15 protein-coding genes and 1 tRNA gene are annotated in these 15,863 nt (G+C 68.0%); 13 read left to right on the forward strand and 3 right to left on the reverse strand.

Annotation, left to right across the window (positions count from 1 at the left end):
- The first annotated feature begins 32 nt into the window (after window positions 1-32).
- Window positions 33-395, forward strand: a complete 363-nt coding sequence (locus ACTJJK_RS04570) for a VOC family protein (protein ID WP_440729605.1) — start codon at window positions 33-35, stop codon at window positions 393-395.
- Window positions 396-734: 339 nt separating this feature from the next.
- Here the strand turns inward: ACTJJK_RS04570 and ACTJJK_RS04575 are convergent.
- A tRNA-Pro gene (locus tag ACTJJK_RS04575) sits at window positions 735-811 on the reverse strand.
- Window positions 812-962: 151 nt separating this feature from the next.
- On the opposite strand from ACTJJK_RS04575, the gene hisS reads away from it, so the two are divergent.
- The 3 genes from hisS (at window position 963) to ACTJJK_RS04590 (ending at window position 5,215) form a co-directional block, all read left to right on the forward strand.
- Complete coding sequence (gene hisS / locus ACTJJK_RS04580) at window positions 963-2,348, forward strand: histidine--tRNA ligase (RefSeq protein WP_440729606.1); 1,386 nt, start codon at window positions 963-965, stop codon at window positions 2,346-2,348.
- Window positions 2,349-2,654: 306 nt separating this feature from the next.
- Window positions 2,655-4,553 (forward strand): HAL/PAL/TAL family ammonia-lyase, encoded by a 1,899-nt coding sequence (locus tag ACTJJK_RS04585; RefSeq protein ID WP_440729607.1) that lies wholly within the window; start codon window positions 2,655-2,657, stop codon window positions 4,551-4,553.
- Window positions 4,554-4,669: 116 nt separating this feature from the next.
- A complete protein-coding gene (locus ACTJJK_RS04590) occupies window positions 4,670-5,215 on the forward strand; it encodes a prolyl hydroxylase family protein (protein ID WP_440729608.1) in 546 nt (181 codons plus the stop codon).
- Between the two features lie 28 nt (window positions 5,216-5,243).
- Here the strand turns inward: ACTJJK_RS04590 and ACTJJK_RS04595 are convergent, their stop codons facing one another.
- A complete protein-coding gene (locus tag ACTJJK_RS04595) occupies window positions 5,244-7,118 on the reverse strand; it encodes a sensor domain-containing diguanylate cyclase (protein ID WP_440729609.1) in 1,875 nt (624 codons plus the stop codon).
- A 318-nt stretch (window positions 7,119-7,436) separates the two neighbouring features.
- On the opposite strand from ACTJJK_RS04595, the gene ACTJJK_RS04600 reads away from it, so the two are divergent.
- The 9 genes from ACTJJK_RS04600 to hisIE all read left to right on the forward strand — a co-directional run bounded on the left by ACTJJK_RS04600 (window position 7,437) and on the right by hisIE (window position 15,230).
- Complete coding sequence (locus tag ACTJJK_RS04600; protein WP_031370491.1) at window positions 7,437-7,748, forward strand: YerC/YecD family TrpR-related protein; 312 nt, start codon at window positions 7,437-7,439, stop codon at window positions 7,746-7,748.
- Between the two features lie 101 nt (window positions 7,749-7,849).
- Window positions 7,850-8,764, forward strand: coding sequence for an ATP phosphoribosyltransferase (gene hisG / locus ACTJJK_RS04605; RefSeq protein ID WP_031370490.1), 915 nt, complete (start codon window positions 7,850-7,852; stop codon window positions 8,762-8,764).
- Window positions 8,765-8,772: 8 nt separating this feature from the next.
- Entirely contained in the window at window positions 8,773-10,074 is a 1,302-nt protein-coding gene (gene hisD, locus ACTJJK_RS04610; protein ID WP_440729617.1) for a histidinol dehydrogenase, read from the forward strand.
- Window positions 10,075-10,097: 23 nt separating this feature from the next.
- The gene (gene hisC, locus ACTJJK_RS04615; protein WP_440729618.1) at window positions 10,098-11,204 is read left to right on the forward strand and encodes a histidinol-phosphate transaminase; all 1,107 of its coding nucleotides are present in this window, start codon (window positions 10,098-10,100) and stop codon (window positions 11,202-11,204) included.
- Window positions 11,201-12,424: a histidinol-phosphatase gene (gene hisB / locus ACTJJK_RS04620; RefSeq protein ID WP_440729610.1), complete on the forward strand. Its 1,224-nt coding sequence runs from the start codon at window positions 11,201-11,203 to the stop codon at window positions 12,422-12,424. Before hisC ends, hisB begins: the two co-directional genes overlap by 4 nt.
- Complete coding sequence (gene hisH / locus ACTJJK_RS04625; protein WP_031370486.1) at window positions 12,424-13,035, forward strand: imidazole glycerol phosphate synthase subunit HisH; 612 nt, start codon at window positions 12,424-12,426, stop codon at window positions 13,033-13,035. The genes hisB and hisH overlap by 1 nt, the downstream gene beginning before the upstream one ends.
- A 2-nt stretch (window positions 13,036-13,037) precedes the next feature.
- Window positions 13,038-13,787 carry a 1-(5-phosphoribosyl)-5-[(5-phosphoribosylamino)methylideneamino]imidazole-4-carboxamide isomerase gene (gene hisA, locus ACTJJK_RS04630; protein WP_031370485.1) on the forward strand — a complete coding sequence of 250 codons (750 nt, stop codon included), beginning with the start codon at window positions 13,038-13,040 and terminating at the stop codon, window positions 13,785-13,787.
- The gene (gene hisF / locus ACTJJK_RS04635) at window positions 13,781-14,566 is read left to right on the forward strand and encodes an imidazole glycerol phosphate synthase subunit HisF (protein ID WP_031370484.1); all 786 of its coding nucleotides are present in this window, start codon (window positions 13,781-13,783) and stop codon (window positions 14,564-14,566) included. The genes hisA and hisF overlap by 7 nt, the downstream gene beginning before the upstream one ends.
- Window positions 14,567-14,591: 25 nt before the next feature.
- Window positions 14,592-15,230 carry a bifunctional phosphoribosyl-AMP cyclohydrolase/phosphoribosyl-ATP diphosphatase HisIE gene (gene hisIE, locus ACTJJK_RS04640; RefSeq protein ID WP_440729619.1) on the forward strand — a complete coding sequence of 213 codons (639 nt, stop codon included), beginning with the start codon at window positions 14,592-14,594 and terminating at the stop codon, window positions 15,228-15,230.
- A gap of 425 nt (window positions 15,231-15,655) precedes the next feature.
- Here the strand turns inward: hisIE and ACTJJK_RS04645 are convergent.
- The coding region (locus tag ACTJJK_RS04645) for a hypothetical protein (RefSeq protein WP_440729611.1) at window positions 15,656-15,863 on the reverse strand (208 nt) is incomplete at its 5' end.

Below are 15,863 nucleotides of genomic sequence, written 5' to 3' on the forward strand. Positions count from 1 at the left end.
ACAGCGGCGCAGTTCATGGCAAGGAGACGGAAATGTCCGATTTCACCAAGGTTCGCTACACGCTGGCCGTCCCGGACTTGGCCAAGTCCACGGATTACTACACCTCCGTTCTCGGCCTGAGCATCGACTTCACCGCGCCGGGCTGGACCTTTCTGTCTCGCGGAAGTTTTCGGGTGATGCTCGGCGAGTGTACGGACGCGCTTCCGCCCGCGGCGCTCGGCGACCACTCCTGGTACGGCTATGTGACGGTGGCGGACGCCGCCGCTTTGTTCGCCGAGTATCGGACTGCGGGCGCGGTGTTCACTCAAACGCTGTCGGACAAGCCCTGGGGCATGCGCGAGTTCGGTGTCCGCACGATCGACGGTCATCGGATCATGTTCGGACAAGAACTGTAGCCAAGAGGGGTGAGGTAGCCAGGCCGCGCGAAGCGGCTGGCACCGGGCTGGGCTCGACCCCTGCAAGCCGAACCCGCAAGCCAGGCCGGGGTAAGGCTGGAGTCGCCGACATTGCGGGGTCCGGAGAGATCGGGCTGACCCAAGATGTCGTCCCGCTCCCCCTGCGACGGCGGGGCAGACGCCTGGGTTTCTGTTCCGGAAAGTGCGAGGCCCGCACCTGCATCGCGTCGTCTGTCGGCCCTCGATCCGGCCGGGTCAGGCCATGCGGGCGAGGGCGGGTGTCGCGCAGACACGAAAAAGCCGGCACAAGGCCGGCTTAGTCAGAAACACTCTCAGCATTGGTCGGGGAGACAGGATTCGAACCTGCGACCTCTACGTCCCGAACGTAGCGCTCTACCAGACTGAGCTACACCCCGACTGCTGAGCCGCAAATTCTAGCGACTCACCCCCGGCCGGCGCAAGGGGTCTGTTGATCGGACGAGCAGGGAGCGGGGGCGGCCGTTAAACTGTGGCGCTTTCCAACCCCCACAGCTCGTTGTCGGCGCGGCCGACGTATTGGAGTTCCGCTTGATCAAGCCTCGTACCCCGCCGGGAGTCATGGAGCTGCTGCCCCGCGACCAGATCGCCTTCCAGCGCATGCTGGACACGATCCGGCGCAATTTCGAGCGCTTCGGCTTCCTGCCCGTGGAAACCCCGGTCATGGAGCTGTCGGAGGTGCTGCTGACCAAATCCGGCGGCGAAACCGAGCGCCAGGTCTATTTCGCCCAGTCCACCGGCTCGCTGGAGAAAAGCGCGCAATCGGGCGAGCGCGGGGTGCCGGAGATGGCGCTGCGCTTCGACCTGACCGTGCCGCTGGCGCGCTATGTGGCCGAGCACGAGCACGAGTTGGCGTTTCCGTTCCGCCGCTACCAGATGCAGCGCGTGTACCGCGGCGAGCGCCAGCAGCGCGGCCGCTTCCGCGAGTTCTACCAGTGCGATATCGACGTGATCGGCAAAGACAGCCTCAGCGTGCGTTACGACGCCGAACTGCCGGCGGCCATCTACGCGGTGTTCTCCGAGCTCGACATCGGTCCGTTCACGATCCAGCTCAACAACCGCAAGCTGCTGCGCGGCTTCTTCGAGGCCCAGGGCGTCGCCGACGGCGGCCTGCAGGCGCTGGTACTGCGCGAGGTCGACAAGCTCGACAAGCGCGGCCCCGATTACGTGCGCGACACCCTGACCGGGCCCGAGTTCGGCCTGGTCGCGGACGCGGTCGCGACCATCCTGGACTTCGTCGCGGTGCGTTCGAGCTCGCACGCCGACGCGCTGGCCAAGCTGGCCGCGCTGGGCGAGGGCAACGAGGCCTTGCGCGAAGGCGTGGCCGAGCTGCGCGAGGTGCTGGAACTGATCCGCGCGCTGGGCGTGCCGGAAAAGAACTACGCCCTCAACTTCTCGATCGCGCGCGGCCTGGACTACTACACCGGCACCGTCTACGAGACCACGCTCGACGACTTCCCGCAGATCGGCTCGATCTGCTCGGGCGGGCGCTATGAGGACCTGGCCAGCCACTACACCAAGTCCAAGCTGCCCGGTGTCGGCATTTCGATCGGCCTGACCCGTTTGTTCTGGCAGTTGCAGGAAGCCGGCCTGGTCAGCACCGCCGACAGCAGCGTGCAGGTGTTGGTCACGCAAATGGACGACGCGCACCTGCCGCATTGCCTGGCGGTGGCCAACGAGTTGCGCCATGGCGGCCTCAACACCGAAGTGGTGATGGAAACTTCCAAGCTCGGCAAGCAGTTCAAGTACGCCGACCGCGCCGGCATCCGTTTCGTGGTGGTGCTGGGCGAGGACGAAATCGCCAAGGGCACGGCGACGGTCAAGGACCTGCGCCGCGAAGACCAGTTCGAGGTGTCGCGCGCCGAGCTGGCGCGCACGCTGCGGGTCGAACTGGAGCAGTCGCGGGTCATGAAGTGATCCCGGCCCGCGCAGGCCGTGCCGGCGTGGCGGATCTCGCGATCCGCATGCCGGCCGTCTGTGCGGCGGGTCTGCGGCGGCGGGCGCGTGGGTTCGCGTGCGCGGCCGATTCTCTGGTTCGTCCCGCACCGGATAGCGATCCGGCGCGGATGCGGGCCGACTCCATGCCGCGGCGCAATGACGCCGCCGCGGTTCCCATCGTTTCATTGACGCACCGACTCCCGAGTACGCTCGGCCGGGCTGCGCCGTTCGCGGCGTAAGCGCGGCCGTTCAGATGATCGCCAGGGTGCGAGGCGAGGTTACAACTTGAACAAGATCCAACTCGATGGCCGTTCGCTGACGCGTTCGCAACTCGTGGCCGTGGCCTACGGCGCCCAGGTCGAACTGGCCGCGGCGCAGTTGCCCGCGGTGGCCCGCGCGGCCGACTTCCTGGCCGAACAGGTGCGCCGCGAAGAACCGATCTATGGCGTTTCCACCGGTTTCGGCAGCAACGCCGACCGTCTGCTCGGCGCGCACCACCTGCGCGACCAGTTGCCGGGCGCCAAGCGCAATCAAGAGACCCTGCACGAAGAACTGCAGCGCAACCTGATCGTTACCCACGCGGTCTGCGTCGGCGATCCGTTCGCGCCGGAGATCGTGCGCGCGATGCTGTGCATCCGCATCAACACCCTGATGCGCGGCCACTCCGGCATCCGCGTGCAGACCCTGCAGGCGCTCGCGGCGATGCTCAACGCCGGCATCGTGCCGGTGGTGCCGCAGCTCGGCTCGGTCGGCGCCAGCGGCGACCTGGCGCCGTTGTCGCACCTGGCCATCGTGTTGCTCGGCGGCGGCGAAGCCTTCTACGACGGCCGGCGCATGCCGGGCGCGGAAGCGTTGCAGCTCGCCGGCCTGATCCCGGTCAAGCTGTCCTACAAGGAAGGCCTGGCGCTCAACAACGGCACCGCGCAGATGCTCGCCTGCGGCGTGCTGGCGCTGGCCCGCCTCGAAGACCTGCTCGACACCGCCGACCTCGCCGCGGCGATGACCATCGACGCTTTCGCCGGCCGTCTCGGCGCCTTCGCCGAGGCCGTGCACGACCTGCGTCCGCACCCGGGCCAGGTCGAGGTCGCGGCCAACCTGCGCCGCTTGCTCGAAGGCTCGACCCTCGCCGATATTCCCTATCACCTGGTGCCGCGCTTCCGTCCCTGGCTGCCGCAGAGCTGGGACACCGAACAGGCGCAGCAGCTCAGCTTCGACATTGGCTGGGATTGGGTGCCTTTCAGCCAGCGCCACGGCCGCGAGAAGTTCTACACCCGCTTCCGTCCGTTCCGCGGCGGCAAGAAGCACCAGCCGCAGGACAGCTATTCGCTGCGCTGCATCCCGCAGGTGCACGGCGCGGTGCGCGACGCCATCGCCCAGGCCGCGCGCGTGCTCGAAGTCGAGCTCAATTCGCTGACCGATAATCCGATCGTGTTCCCGGATGCGCAGGCCGAGCACGTCGAACAGCAGGTGATCTCGGCCGGCCATTTCCACGGCATGCCGCTGGCCCTGGTGATGAGCTACGTCAAGGCCGCGATCCCGGTGCTCGCCAGCATTTCCGAGCGTCGCCTCAACAAGCTGGTCGACCCGGCCACCAACGACGGCCTGCCGGGCTTTTTGATCGGCAACGAAGACGCGACCGAATCCGGCCACATGATCGTGCAGTACACCGCCGCGGCCATCGTCAACGATCTCGCCAGCCGTGCGCACCCGGCCTCGGTGTATTCGATCCCGACCAGCGCCAACGCCGAAGACCACGTCTCGATGGGCGCCAACGAAGCCCGTCACGTGCTGTCGATGACCGAGGATCTCGGCAAGGTGCTCGCGTTGGAGTTGTACACCGCCGCCCAGGCGCTGGACCTGCGACGCGACATGATCAACGCCGCCCGCGACCTGGCCGATCGCGCCGACGCCAAGACGCTCGCGAGCAAGGTCTCCGGCGGTCCGGTCGGCGACAGTGCCGATCACCCCGGCTTTCTCGCCGAGGTCGAAGGCCTGCGCGCCGAATTGGCCGCCGCCGAGGAGTTCCGTCCGGGCAAGGCGGTCGCCGCGGCGCACGCCAAGCTGCGCGAAGCCATCGCCTTCCTCGACCGCGACCGCGCGCTCGACGGCGAAGTCGCCACCGCCGTGCAACTGGTCCACGAAGGCACCCTGATCGCCGCGGCGCGCGCTGCGGTGCAAAGCTAAGCGGCACGTGCGTCAAAGCCCCTCTCCCGCCAGCGGGAGAGGGGTTGGGGTGAGGGCCGCTCGGCCTCAAGCACCGAATCACTCGCCGCATCGTTCTTCCCCGGCAGGAGCCCAGGATGCAGACGATCTTCCACAACGACCGCGTCTTCAGCATCGAAGGCTTGCTCACTGCGTCGCAGTGCCAGCAACTGGTCGCACTCGCCGAAGACCACGGCTTCGAATCCGCCGGCGTGCGCACCCCCTCGGGCGAGCAGAAAAGCCTGCAGCACGTGCGCAACAACGAACGCGTGGTGTTCGAGTCGCCGGCCTGGGTCGAACGCTTATGGCAGCGGCTGTCTGCGCTTGAGCTGCCCATGCTCGACGGCGAAAGCGCGGTCGGCCTGCCGCGGGCGCTGCGCTTCTACAAATATTCGCCGGGCCAGCGTTTCCGCATGCACAAGGACGGCCCCTGGAGCGAGGACGGCCGGTCGAGCAGGCTGACCCTGCTGGTCTATCTCAACGACGATTTCGTCGGCGGCGACACCGACTTCCGCCAGTTCAAGGTGGTGCCGAAGACCGGCGCCGGCCTGCTGTTCGTGCACGACACCTGGCACGAAGGCGCCGCGGTGCTCGAAGGCGTCAAATACGCCCTGCGGTCTGACGTGATGTACGCGCCGGGCTGAGCCCGCGCTGCGCGAGTCGCGCAGTGGTTCAAGCCTGCACCGCCGCCCCCCACACCCGCACGCAATCGCGGCCCTCGGCCTTGGCCAGGTACAGGGCCTGGTCGGCGAACTGCAGCGCCGCTTCCACGCCCATGTCCGAGTCCGGGGTGATCTCGTACACGCCGATGCTGGCGGTGACCGGGATGTCGTGGCTGCGGCTGGGGCAGGGCTGCGAGCTCAGGCGCAGGCGCAAGGCCTCGGCGACGCGGGCGCCGGCATCGAGGTCGTGGTCGGGCAGCACGGCGACGAATTCTTCGCCGCCGAAACGGGCCAGCAGGGCGTGCTGCGGGATCAGGATCTGCGCGATCAGGCCCGCCGCCCAGCGCAGGCACTCGTCGCCGACCAGATGGCCGTGGTGGTCGTTGATCTGCTTGAAGTGATCCAGGTCGATCATCATCAGCACCAGCGGCCGGTGCTGGCGCCGCGAGCGGTGCAGCAAGGCCTCGAAGGCCTCGCGGAAATGACTGCGGTTGTGCAGGCCGGTCAGGCCGTCGCGTTGGCTGGTTTCGCGCAGGCGCGCATGGGCATCCTCGAGCAGGGCCAGGGTGCTGCGCAGCTCGGTGGTGCGCTGCTCGACCTTGTGTTCGAGTTGCTCCTTGGCCTCGCGCACGATGCGTTCGTTTTCGTTGCGCAGCGAGGCGTAGCGATAGCCCAGGGCGACCGACAGCAGCAGCATCTCCAGAGCCGAGCCGATCTGCACGCCGTACTCGGTGATGAACATCTTCGGCAGCAGGTCGAAGGCGATCGCCGCGAACATGCCGGTGCCGAGCAGGAACGCCGACCATGCCAGCAGGAACAGCCGCGCCGGCTTGTAGCCGCGGCGCATCACCACGATGCCTTCGACCGCGATCCAGGCGATGCTGACGAACACCGCCGCCGAAGCGATCGGCGTGGCGATGCGATAGGGCAGCTGGGTCGCGGCGATGCCGAGCAGGACGAAGAACGCGATCATGCCCAGGCCGACGTAATCGCCCAGGCGCCAGCGCCGGTGCAGGCTGAGGAAGTTGCGCGCGAATTGCTGCATGCCGATCTGGGCCAGGCAGATCGACAAGGGCACCGAGTGGTCGGCGAGCCAGGGCGAACGCGGCCACAGGTACTCGAAACCCAGGCCGTTGAGGGTCAGCAGCACCAGGCCGAACGCGCAGATATGGAACAGGTACCAGAAGTAGCTGGAGTCGCGCAGGCTCAGCCACAGCACCAGGTTGTAGAAGAACAACGCGACCAGGATGCCGTAGTAGATGCCGATGCCGAACTGGGCGTCGCGCGCGAGTTCGGTGAAGGCGCTCGGCGTGTACAGGGTCAGCGGCACCTGCATCGAGCTGTCGCTGCGCACGCGTACGAAGATGTCGACGGGTTGGTCGGCCGGCAGGTCGATCCAGAAATTCGGATGGCGGTAGCGGATCGCGCGCGAGGCGAACAACTGGCTGTCGCCGCCCACCTGGTGGGTCGAAGCGCCGTTGCGCGCGCGGGTGTAGACATCGAGACGGTCGCTGAGCGCGAACTGCTGCACCAACAGCCAGCGCGGCACCTCGGCGTTGCGGTTCACCGCGGCGATGTGGAACCAGTAGGCGCCGGGCTGGAAGCCGAACGAGCCGTTGCCGTTCGGCAGCGGCCGATAACGCTTCTCAGCGAGCGCGCGCCGCGCGCCGTCGAGATCGAGGCGGCCGCCGGTGTCGTGGTAGTAGGCGGTGAACGGCGCGAGTTCGACCTCGCGGGTGCTGCGTTCGAGGTTCAGCACGGTGTGCGCGGACGCCGGTACGAGCAACGCCGCGGCGAGCAGGCAGAGCAGGGCCCACCCGGCCCAGCGGCGCTGGGGCGAGGCGGGGCGACTCGGTACGGCAGCGAGGGCAGGGTTCGTATTCATCTTCCGTGGCGGTGGCGGACACAGGCCTTTGCGTCGCGGTGGCGGGGCGTCGGGGGAGCGGTCGCGGCGCCTCGACCCCGGTCAGGGGCGTGGGATCGGGCGCATCTGAGTCTTAACGCAATTCCTTACTGCGACAGGCCGGCTTGACGGCGGCCGGCTCGATCGATAATGTATTAACGCGTTAGTACATTAACGCGTTCGATGATCCGCGCCTGGGTTCGATCCCCAGGCGTTGGATTCCCGGGCGTCGAACCCCGCCTGCCCTGCGGGGCAACCGATCCAGCGACCTAGCTACCACGCCGACATGAGTTCTCCGCAATGAAGCGCCGCGCCAACGACACCGAGCAGACCGAAGATGCGATCGCCGACCTGGCGGTGGCCTTGGCCGGCCTGCGCAGCGCCGAACAGGTGCGGGCCTTTCTCGAAGACTTGTGCACCCCGGCCGAACTGGAGGCGATGAGCGACCGCTGGCGCGTCGTGCCCCTGCTCAACGAAGGCGTGCCGTATCGCGAAATCCACGACCGCACCCAGGTCAGCGTGACCACGATCGGGCGCGTCGCCCGCGTGCTCGAACGCGGCACCGGCGGTTACGGCGCGGCCCTGCACCGGCGCGCCGCGCGACACCGCTGAATTCCTGAAAGACCGCGCAAGTCCGCGCCTCTCTCGGCACACCCCGTCATCGGACTGCCGCCTCGTCCCCGCATCGACCGCCCCCCATCCGAGACCCGTTCATGAGCCCTCCCGCCAGCGCCGCCGCGCGTGACCGCTTGCGCATCGCGATCCAGAAATCCGGCCGTCTCGCCGAGCCGGCGCGTGCGCTGTTGGCCGCCTGCGGCCTGAGCTGGCGCGAGAGCCGCGACCGTTTGTTCTGCTACGGCGAAACCTTGCCGGTCGACCTGCTGCTGGTGCGCGACGACGACATCCCCGGCCTGATCGCCGACGGCGTCTGCGACCTCGGCGTGGTCGGGCGCAACGTCCTGCTCGAACAGGACGGCGACCGCCGCAGCAACGGCCGCGAATCGGCATTCCGCGAATGGCGCGCGCTCGGTTTCGGCGGCTGCCGCCTGGCGCTGGCCGTGCCCGAGGCCTGGCACTGGGAAGGCCCGCAGCAATTGGCCGGCAAGCGCATCGCCACCAGCTATCCGGCGTTGCTGTCGCAATGGCTGGCCGGCGAGGGCGTCGACGCCCAGGTCGTGTTGCTGTCGGGTTCGGTCGAAATCGCCCCGCGCCTGGGCCAGGCCGAGGCGATCTGCGACCTGGTGTCGAGCGGTGCGACCCTGTCGGCCAACCAGCTCAAGCCGGTGCAGACCCTGATCGAAAGCGAAGCGGTGCTGGCCGGCCCGGCCGGCGGCTTCGACGACGTGCGCGGCGAACTGGCCGACCTGCTGCTGCGCCGTCTCGACGGCGCGCTGCGCGTGCGCAACAGCAAGCTGCTGATGTTCCAGGCGCCGCGTAACCTGCTCGACGAATTGCTGCCGCTGCTGCCCGATGCCGAGCCGCCGACGGTGATGAGCCTGGACAACGGCGACGGCGTGGCCCTGCAGGCGCTGTGCCACGGCGCGGTGACCTGGCAGCGGCTGGAAGAACTCAAGCGCGCCGGCGCGCGCGGACTGATGGTGGTGCCGGTCGAGGGCATGCTGGCATGAGCGCGAAGATGCAACGCCTCGACTGGAACGCACTCGACGAAGGCGCGCGCGAACAGGCGCTGCGCCGTCCGGCGCAACAGACCCGGGCCTCGACCGCGGCCGCGGTCGCCGAGATCGTCGAAGCGGTGCGGCGCGACGGCGATGCCGCATTGCGCCTGTATGCCGAACGTTTCGACGGTGGCGCGCCCGAGCGCTTCGCTGTCGACGCCGCAGAGTTCGACGCCGCCGAAGCCTCGCTGACGCCGGCCTTGCGCGCGGCGATCGACGAGGCCGCCGAACGCATCGCGGTATTCCACGACGCCGGCATGAGCGAGCCGTATGCGATCGACACCGCCGACGGCGTGCGCTGCGAACGCATCCTGCGGCCGATCCGCCGGGTCGGCCTGTACGTGCCGGCCGGCTCGGCGCCATTGCCGTCGACCGCGCTGATGTTGGCGGTGCCGGCGGATCTGGCCGGTTGCCGCGAGATCGCCTTGTGCACGCCGCCGCGCCGCGACGGCAGCGCCGACCCGGCGGTGCTCTACGCTGCGCGCCGCTGCGGGGTGACCCGGGTGTTCAAGGTCGGCGGCGCCCAGGCGATCGCGGCGATGGCCTTCGGTACCGAGAGCATCGGCAAGTGCGACAAATTGTTCGGGCCCGGCAATGCCTACGTCACCGAAGCCAAGCGCCAGGTCGCGCTGCTCGAGGGCGGGGCGGCGATCGATTTGCCGGCCGGGCCGTCGGAAGTGCTGGTGATCGCCGATGCCGGCGCACGCGCCGATTTCGTCGCCGCCGATCTGTTGTCGCAGGCCGAGCACGGCCCGGATTCGCAGGTGCTGTTGCTGAGCGACGACGAAGCTCTGTTGGACGCGGTCGATGTCGAACTCGAAGCGCAGCTGGCCCGGCTGTCGCGCGCCGACACCGCGCGTGCGGCGTTGCAGTGCTCGCGTTCGATCCGGGTCGATTCGATCGAACGCGCGCTCGAAGTCAGCAACCGTTATGCGCCCGAGCACCTGATCCTGGCCTTGCGCGATGCGCGCGAGTGGCTGCCGGAAGTCGAGGCGGCCGGTTCGGTGTTCCTCGGCGATTGGGCGCCGGAAGCGCTGGGCGATTACTGCAGCGGCACCAATCACGTCCTGCCGACCAGCGGCGCGGCGCGCTACGCCAGCGGCGTCAACGTGGCCAGTTTCCAGGTCGCGATCACGGTGCAGGAAGTGCAGCCGCGCGGCTTGCTGGCGATCGGCCCCTGCGCGGTCGAGCTGGCGACGGCCGAAGGGCTGGACGCGCACCGCGAGGCGGTGGCCTTGCGTTTGCGGGCGGCAGCGGCATGAGTGCTGAGAACGAATCGAGTCCGATCGACATGAACGACGACAACCCCCTGAACCTGTTGCGCGAGGACCTGCGCGATTTCGCCGGCTACAGCTCGGCGCGCAGCGAGAAGCGCAGCGGCCGAGTCTGGCTCAACGCCAACGAAGCGGCCTGGCCGAGCGTGGCCGACGGCGAAGGCTCGGTGCGCCGTTATCCGGACCCGCAGCCGCAGCGCCTGCGCGAAACGCTGGCCGGGCTGTACGGCTGCGAGCCGCAGCAACTGCTGGCCGGCCGCGGCAGCGACGAGGCGATCGATCTGCTGGTGCGCGCGCTGTGCCGTCCCGGCGGCGACGCCATCGTGATCACGCCGCCAACCTTCGGCATGTACGCGGTCAACGCACGCCTGCACGGCACTCGCACGGTCGAAGTCGCCTTGCGCGACACGCCTGCCGGTTTCGCCTGCGATTTCGCCGCGGTCGCGCAGGCGGTCGAGCGCGAGAACGCCAAGCTGGTGTTCCTGTGTTCGCCGGGCAACCCCTCCGGCACCTTGTTGCCGTTGGCCGAGATCGATGCGCTGGCCCTGCGTCTGCGCGGCCGCGCCCTGGTCGTGGTCGACGAGGCCTATCTCGAATTCGCCGACGGCGCCTCGGCAGTGAGCCTGCTCGCTACCCGTCGCAATATCGCGGTGCTGCGGACCTTGTCGAAGGCGCACGCACTGGCCGCGGCGCGCATCGGCAGCGTGATCGCCGACGCCGAGCTGATCGCCGCGTTGCAGCGTTGCCAGGCGCCGTACCCGTTGCCCACGCCCTGCGTGAACCTGGCGCTGCGCGCGCTGACCGAGGTGCCGCACAACACCACCAAGGCGCGCGTGGTCACCGCGATCGGCGAGCGCGAGCGTTTGTTCGCCGCGTTGCAGGCCTTGCCCGGCGTGCTGCAGGTCTATCCCTCGCAAGCGAATTTCCTGCTCGCCCGTTTCGACGACGCGCAGGCCGCGTTCGACGGTCTGCTCGATGCCGGCGTGGTGGTGCGCGACATGCGCGCTGCGCCGCAGCTCGGCAACGCCCTGCGCATCAGCCTGGGCACGCCGGAGCAGAACGCGGCGGTGATCGAAGTGTTGACGCGTAATGCGCAGATGCGCGGAGTGGCGGCATGAGCGCCTCGACGCCGATCCTGTTCGTCGATCGCGACGGCACCCTGATCGAGGAGCCGGCCGATTTCCAGATCGACAGCTACGCCAAGCTGCGTTTCGTGCGCGGGGTGATCCCGGCGATGCTGAAACTGCGCGACGCCGGCTATCAGTTCGTCATGGTGACCAACCAGGACGGCCTCGGCACCGAGGCGTATCCGCGCTGGAGTTTCGACGGCCCGCACCAGTTGATGATGCAGGTGTTCGAAAGCCAGGGCATCGTCTTCCGCGAGGTGCTCATCGACACCAGCTTTCCGGCCGAGAACCTGCCCACGCGTAAGCCCGGCATCGGCCTGGCGCTGCCCTTGCTGAAAGACCGCGGCATCGACTGGTCGCGCTCGGCGATGGTCGGCGACCGCGAGACCGACAACGGTTTCGCCGCCAACCTCGGCATCCGCGCGTTCCAGTTGCGCACCGAGCAGTTCGGCGGCGAGTGGGATTGGGCCGGCATCGCCCACACCCTGGCCGATTGCCCGCGCACCGCGCGCGTGCAGCGCAACACCCGCGAGACCCGGATCGAAGTCGCGGTCGACCTGGACCGCGTCGCCGAGCCGAAGGTCCACACCGGCCTGGGCTTCTTCGACCACATGCTCGAACAGATCGGCAAGCACGGCGGTTTCGCCCTGGAGCTGCGTTGCGAAGGTGACCTGCACATCGACGAGCACCACACCATCGAAGACAGCGCGCTGGCGCTGGGGCAGGCCCTGCGCGAGGCGCTCGGCGACAAGCGCGGCATCGGCCGCTACGGCTTCGATGCGGTGGCCGCGGATGGCACCGAAAGCGCAGTCGAAGAAAGCACACTTCAGGAAGCTGTACCCGAAAAAAGCACACTTCAAGAAAGCACACTTCGAGAAAGCACACTTCAAGAAAGCACATTAGGCAGACATACCGTCGTCTTGCCGATGGACGAAACTCTGGCGCGTGCGGCGCTGGATTTCTCCGGCCGCCCGTATTTCGTCTTCTCCGGCACGTTCGCGCGCGAGCGGGTGGGCGATTTCCCGACCGAACTGGTCGCGCATTTCTTCCGTTCGTTGTGCGAAACCGCCGGGCTGAACCTGAATCTGAACGTGGAAGGTGATAACGATCACCACAAAGTTGAGGCTTGCTTCAAATCCGTGGCGCGCGCGCTGCGCCAGGCGATCCGCCGCGAAGGTCGCGAATTGCCGAGTACCAAAGGGGTCTTGTGATGTCTTGGGTTGTAGTCGTCGATTCGGGTGGGGGGAACATCGGCTCGGTGCGTTATGCATTGGAGCGGCTGGGTGCGCGTTCGATCCTGAGCGCCGACCCCGCAACGATCGCCTCCGCCGATCGCGTGATCCTGCCGGGCGTGGGCGCAGCAGCCCCCGCGATGGCGCGGTTGCGGGAACGGGGCCTGGTCGATCCGATCCGCCGCTTGCAGCAGCCGTTGCTCGGGATCTGCCTGGGCATGCAGCTGCTGTACGAGTCCTCGGAGGAGGGCGAGGTCGAGTGCCTCGGACTCCTTCCGGGCCGGATCACCAGGCTGCAACCAGGACCAGGAGTACGTGTGCCTCATATGGGCTGGAATTTCCTCGACAAATGCGAAACGCCCACCGGCGCCCCGGGATTGTTGACCGGCATCGGCGAGCGCGACCAAGCCTATTTCGTTCACAGCTACGCCGCGCCGCTGACCTCGGACACCTTGGCCAGCACCAGTTACGGCCGCAGTTTCACCGCGGTCGCCGGGCGCGGGCGCTGCTACGGTGCCCAGTTCCATCCGGAACGCTCGGCGGCCGTCGGCTCGCGCCTGCTCGCCAACTTCCTGGCGCTGGAGGCGTGAACATGGGCAACAGCACGCTTTATCCCGCGATCGACGTTCGCGACGGTCGGGTCGTCCGCCTGCACCAGGGCGACTACGCCCAGGAAACCCGCTACGAAACCGAGCCCCTGGCCCTGGCCACGCGTTACGCCGAGGCCGGCGCCAAATGGCTGCACCTGATCGACCTCGACGCCGCGCGCTACGGCGGCTACACCCTGGCGCCGTTGCTGCGCGCGATCACCACCTCCAGCTGGATGCGCGTGCAGACCGGCGGCGGGGTGCGCAGCGAGGCCGATGTCGAGGCCATCCTCGACGCCGGCGCCGACCGCGTCGTGGTCGGGTCGCTGGCGATCAAGGAACCCGATCTGGTCATCGGCTGGCTCAAGCGCTTCGGCGCCGACCGCATCACCATCGCCCTGGACGTGCGCCAGAACAGCGAAGGCGACTGGGAGCTGCCGGTGGCCGGTTGGACCGAGGACAGCGGCATGCGCCTGGAACCCTTGCTCGAACGCTACGCCCAGGCCGGCCTGCGCCACCTGCTGTGCACCGACGTATCGCGCGACGGCACCCTGGCCGGGCCGAATCTGGACCTGTACCGGCACATCCACGAGGTCGCCCCGCACGTTCAGCTGCAGGCCTCGGGCGGCATCCGCGACATCGCCGACATCGTCGCCGCCGACGGCGTCGGTTGCGCCGGCGCGGTGCTCGGCAAGGCCCTGATCGAAGGCCGTTTCGAACTGACGGACGCGTTGCGCCAGGTGCGCCGATGCTGAACGGGCTGAGCCGGCGCATCGTGCCCTGCCTGGACGTGCGCGACGGGCGCGTGGTCAAGGGCGTGCGTTTCCGCGACCACGTCGACATGGGCGACATCGTCGAGCTGGCCCTGCGCTATCGCGACGAGGGCGCCGACGAACTGGTGTTCTACGACATCACCGCCAGCCCGCAGGGGCGCAGCGTCGACCGCGACTGGGTCGAACGCGTCTCGCGCGCCATCGACATCCCGTTCTGCGTCGCCGGCGGCATCCGCTCGGTCGCCGACGCGCGCGGCGTGCTCAACGCCGGCGCCGACAAGATCTCGATCAACACCCCGGCGCTGGAGCGTCCCGAGCTGATCGGCGAGATCGCCGAGGAGTTCGGCGTGCAATGCGTGGTGGTCGGCATCGACAGCCTGCGCGACCCCGACGGCGAATGGCGCGTGCGCCAGTACACCGGCGACCCTTCGCGCACCCAGGCCCTGGCCCGGCGTACGCTGGACTGGGTGGTCGAGGCGCAGCAGCGCGGCGCCGGCGAGATCGTGCTGAACTGCATGGGCAGCGACGGCGTGCGCAGCGGCTACGATCTCGAACAGCTGGCCGCGGTACGCGCGATCTGCGAGGTGCCGTTAGTGGCCTCCGGCGGCGCCGGCGCGATCGAGCATTTCGGTGCGGTGTTCCTGCAGGCCGACGTCGACGCGGCCCTGGCCGCGAGCGTGTTCCATTCCGGCAGCATCCGCATTCCGGCCTTGAAAGCAGCATTGCGAGAGCAGGGTGTCCCAGTCCGACAGCTCCACTAATTCCTCCACCGCAGCGTCCGCGACGCTGAGCGCGGAGCAGATCGACGCCCTGGCCTGGGACAAGCAGGACGGCCTGCTGCCGGCAGTGATCCAGGACGCGGTCAACCTGCGCGTGCTGATGCTCGGCTACATGGACCGTGCCGCCCTGCAGCTCACCCTCGACAGCGGCCATGTCACCTTCTTCAGCCGCAGCAAGCAGCGCTTGTGGACCAAGGGCGAAAGCTCGGGGCATTACCTCGACCTGGTCTCGATCGAGACCGATTGCGACCGCGACACCTTGCTGGTGCGCGCGCGTCCGCATGGGCCGACCTGCCACCTCGGCCGCGACAGCTGCTTCCCGAGCGCGCCGGGAGACGAGCTGGCGTTTCTTGGCGAGCTCGATGGACTGATCGCCGAACGCGAACGCGAGCGTCCCGCCGGCAGCTACACCACCAAGCTGTTCGAGAAGGGCGTGCGCTCGATCGCGCAGAAAGTCGGCGAAGAAGGCGTCGAGACCGCGCTGGCCGCGGTCGCCCAGGACGACACCGCGCTCTGTGGTGAAGCCGCCGATCTGTTGTTCCACCTGCAGGTGCTGCTGCGCGCGCGCGGGCTGTCGCTGGGCGACGCGGTGGCGGTGTTGCGCGAGCGGCATGGCAAGCCGCATCGGGGTTCGCAGGGCGATTAGGGGGTTGGTCTCGGCCTCGGGCGGTCTGCTCCTGGGGTAGGAGCGGCGCGAGCCGCGACCACGCAACTGGCGGTCACTGCGTTTCTTACCGCAGTGCGGTGAAGCAACATCTAAAGCTTCCGTCCGCTGACGCGGCCGGGTTACTTTCTTTTGCTAAGCCCAAAAGAAAGGTAACCAAAGGGAGGGCTCTCCTTGCAAGGGCACAGGCCACGAGTGCGGTGCCGACGCCGGGATTTTTCGATAAGACGTCCCTGTCTTATCGAAAAACGGCGCACGTCCTGTGCGCCGCCCTCCGGGTCTCCAGGTGTTCTCGCGAGTTCGGTACTACGCCAAGCTCTGGGGCAACGGCAACGGCAACAACAGCAACAACAGCAACTGTGGCTGTTGCTGTCAGTTGTTCTGTTTTTGCTGTGCGTCGCTTCGCACTAGCGAAGGCCACAGAAGACCCGAAGGGCGGCCCGCAGGGATGCGGGCCGTTTTTCATCGGGACAGGGATGTCCCGTATGAAAAATCCCCGCGGAGGCACCGCTCATGCGGGCCTGTGATTCAAAACAAAGCACTTTTCTTTGGTGACTTTCTTTTGTTGCTTTAGACAAAAGAAAGTTACCCGCCGCTTTAGTGGCGGAAGCTTTA

The organism is Lysobacter sp. 22409, from assembly GCF_052045105.1.
GTDB lineage: Bacteria > Pseudomonadota > Gammaproteobacteria > Xanthomonadales > Xanthomonadaceae > Lysobacter > Lysobacter antibioticus_B.

Coding starts and splice junctions, on each gene's coding strand:
- hisB (WP_440729610.1), top strand. CDS start 11,201: ATGAGCGCCTCGACGCCGATCCTGTTCGTCGATCGCGACGGCACCCTG.
- hisF (WP_031370484.1), top strand. CDS start 13,781: ATGCTGAACGGGCTGAGCCGGCGCATCGTGCCCTGCCTGGACGTGCGC.
- hisH (WP_031370486.1), top strand. CDS start 12,424: ATGTCTTGGGTTGTAGTCGTCGATTCGGGTGGGGGGAACATCGGCTCG.
- hisD (WP_440729617.1), top strand. CDS start 8,773: ATGCAACGCCTCGACTGGAACGCACTCGACGAAGGCGCGCGCGAACAG.
- ACTJJK_RS04590 (WP_440729608.1), top strand. CDS start 4,670: ATGCAGACGATCTTCCACAACGACCGCGTCTTCAGCATCGAAGGCTTG.
- ACTJJK_RS04600 (WP_031370491.1), top strand. CDS start 7,437: ATGAAGCGCCGCGCCAACGACACCGAGCAGACCGAAGATGCGATCGCC.
- hisG (WP_031370490.1), top strand. CDS start 7,850: ATGAGCCCTCCCGCCAGCGCCGCCGCGCGTGACCGCTTGCGCATCGCG.
- ACTJJK_RS04595 (WP_440729609.1), bottom strand. CDS start 7,118: ATGAATACGAACCCTGCCCTCGCTGCCGTACCGAGTCGCCCCGCCTCG.
- hisA (WP_031370485.1), top strand. CDS start 13,038: ATGGGCAACAGCACGCTTTATCCCGCGATCGACGTTCGCGACGGTCGG.
- ACTJJK_RS04570 (WP_440729605.1), top strand. CDS start 33: ATGTCCGATTTCACCAAGGTTCGCTACACGCTGGCCGTCCCGGACTTG.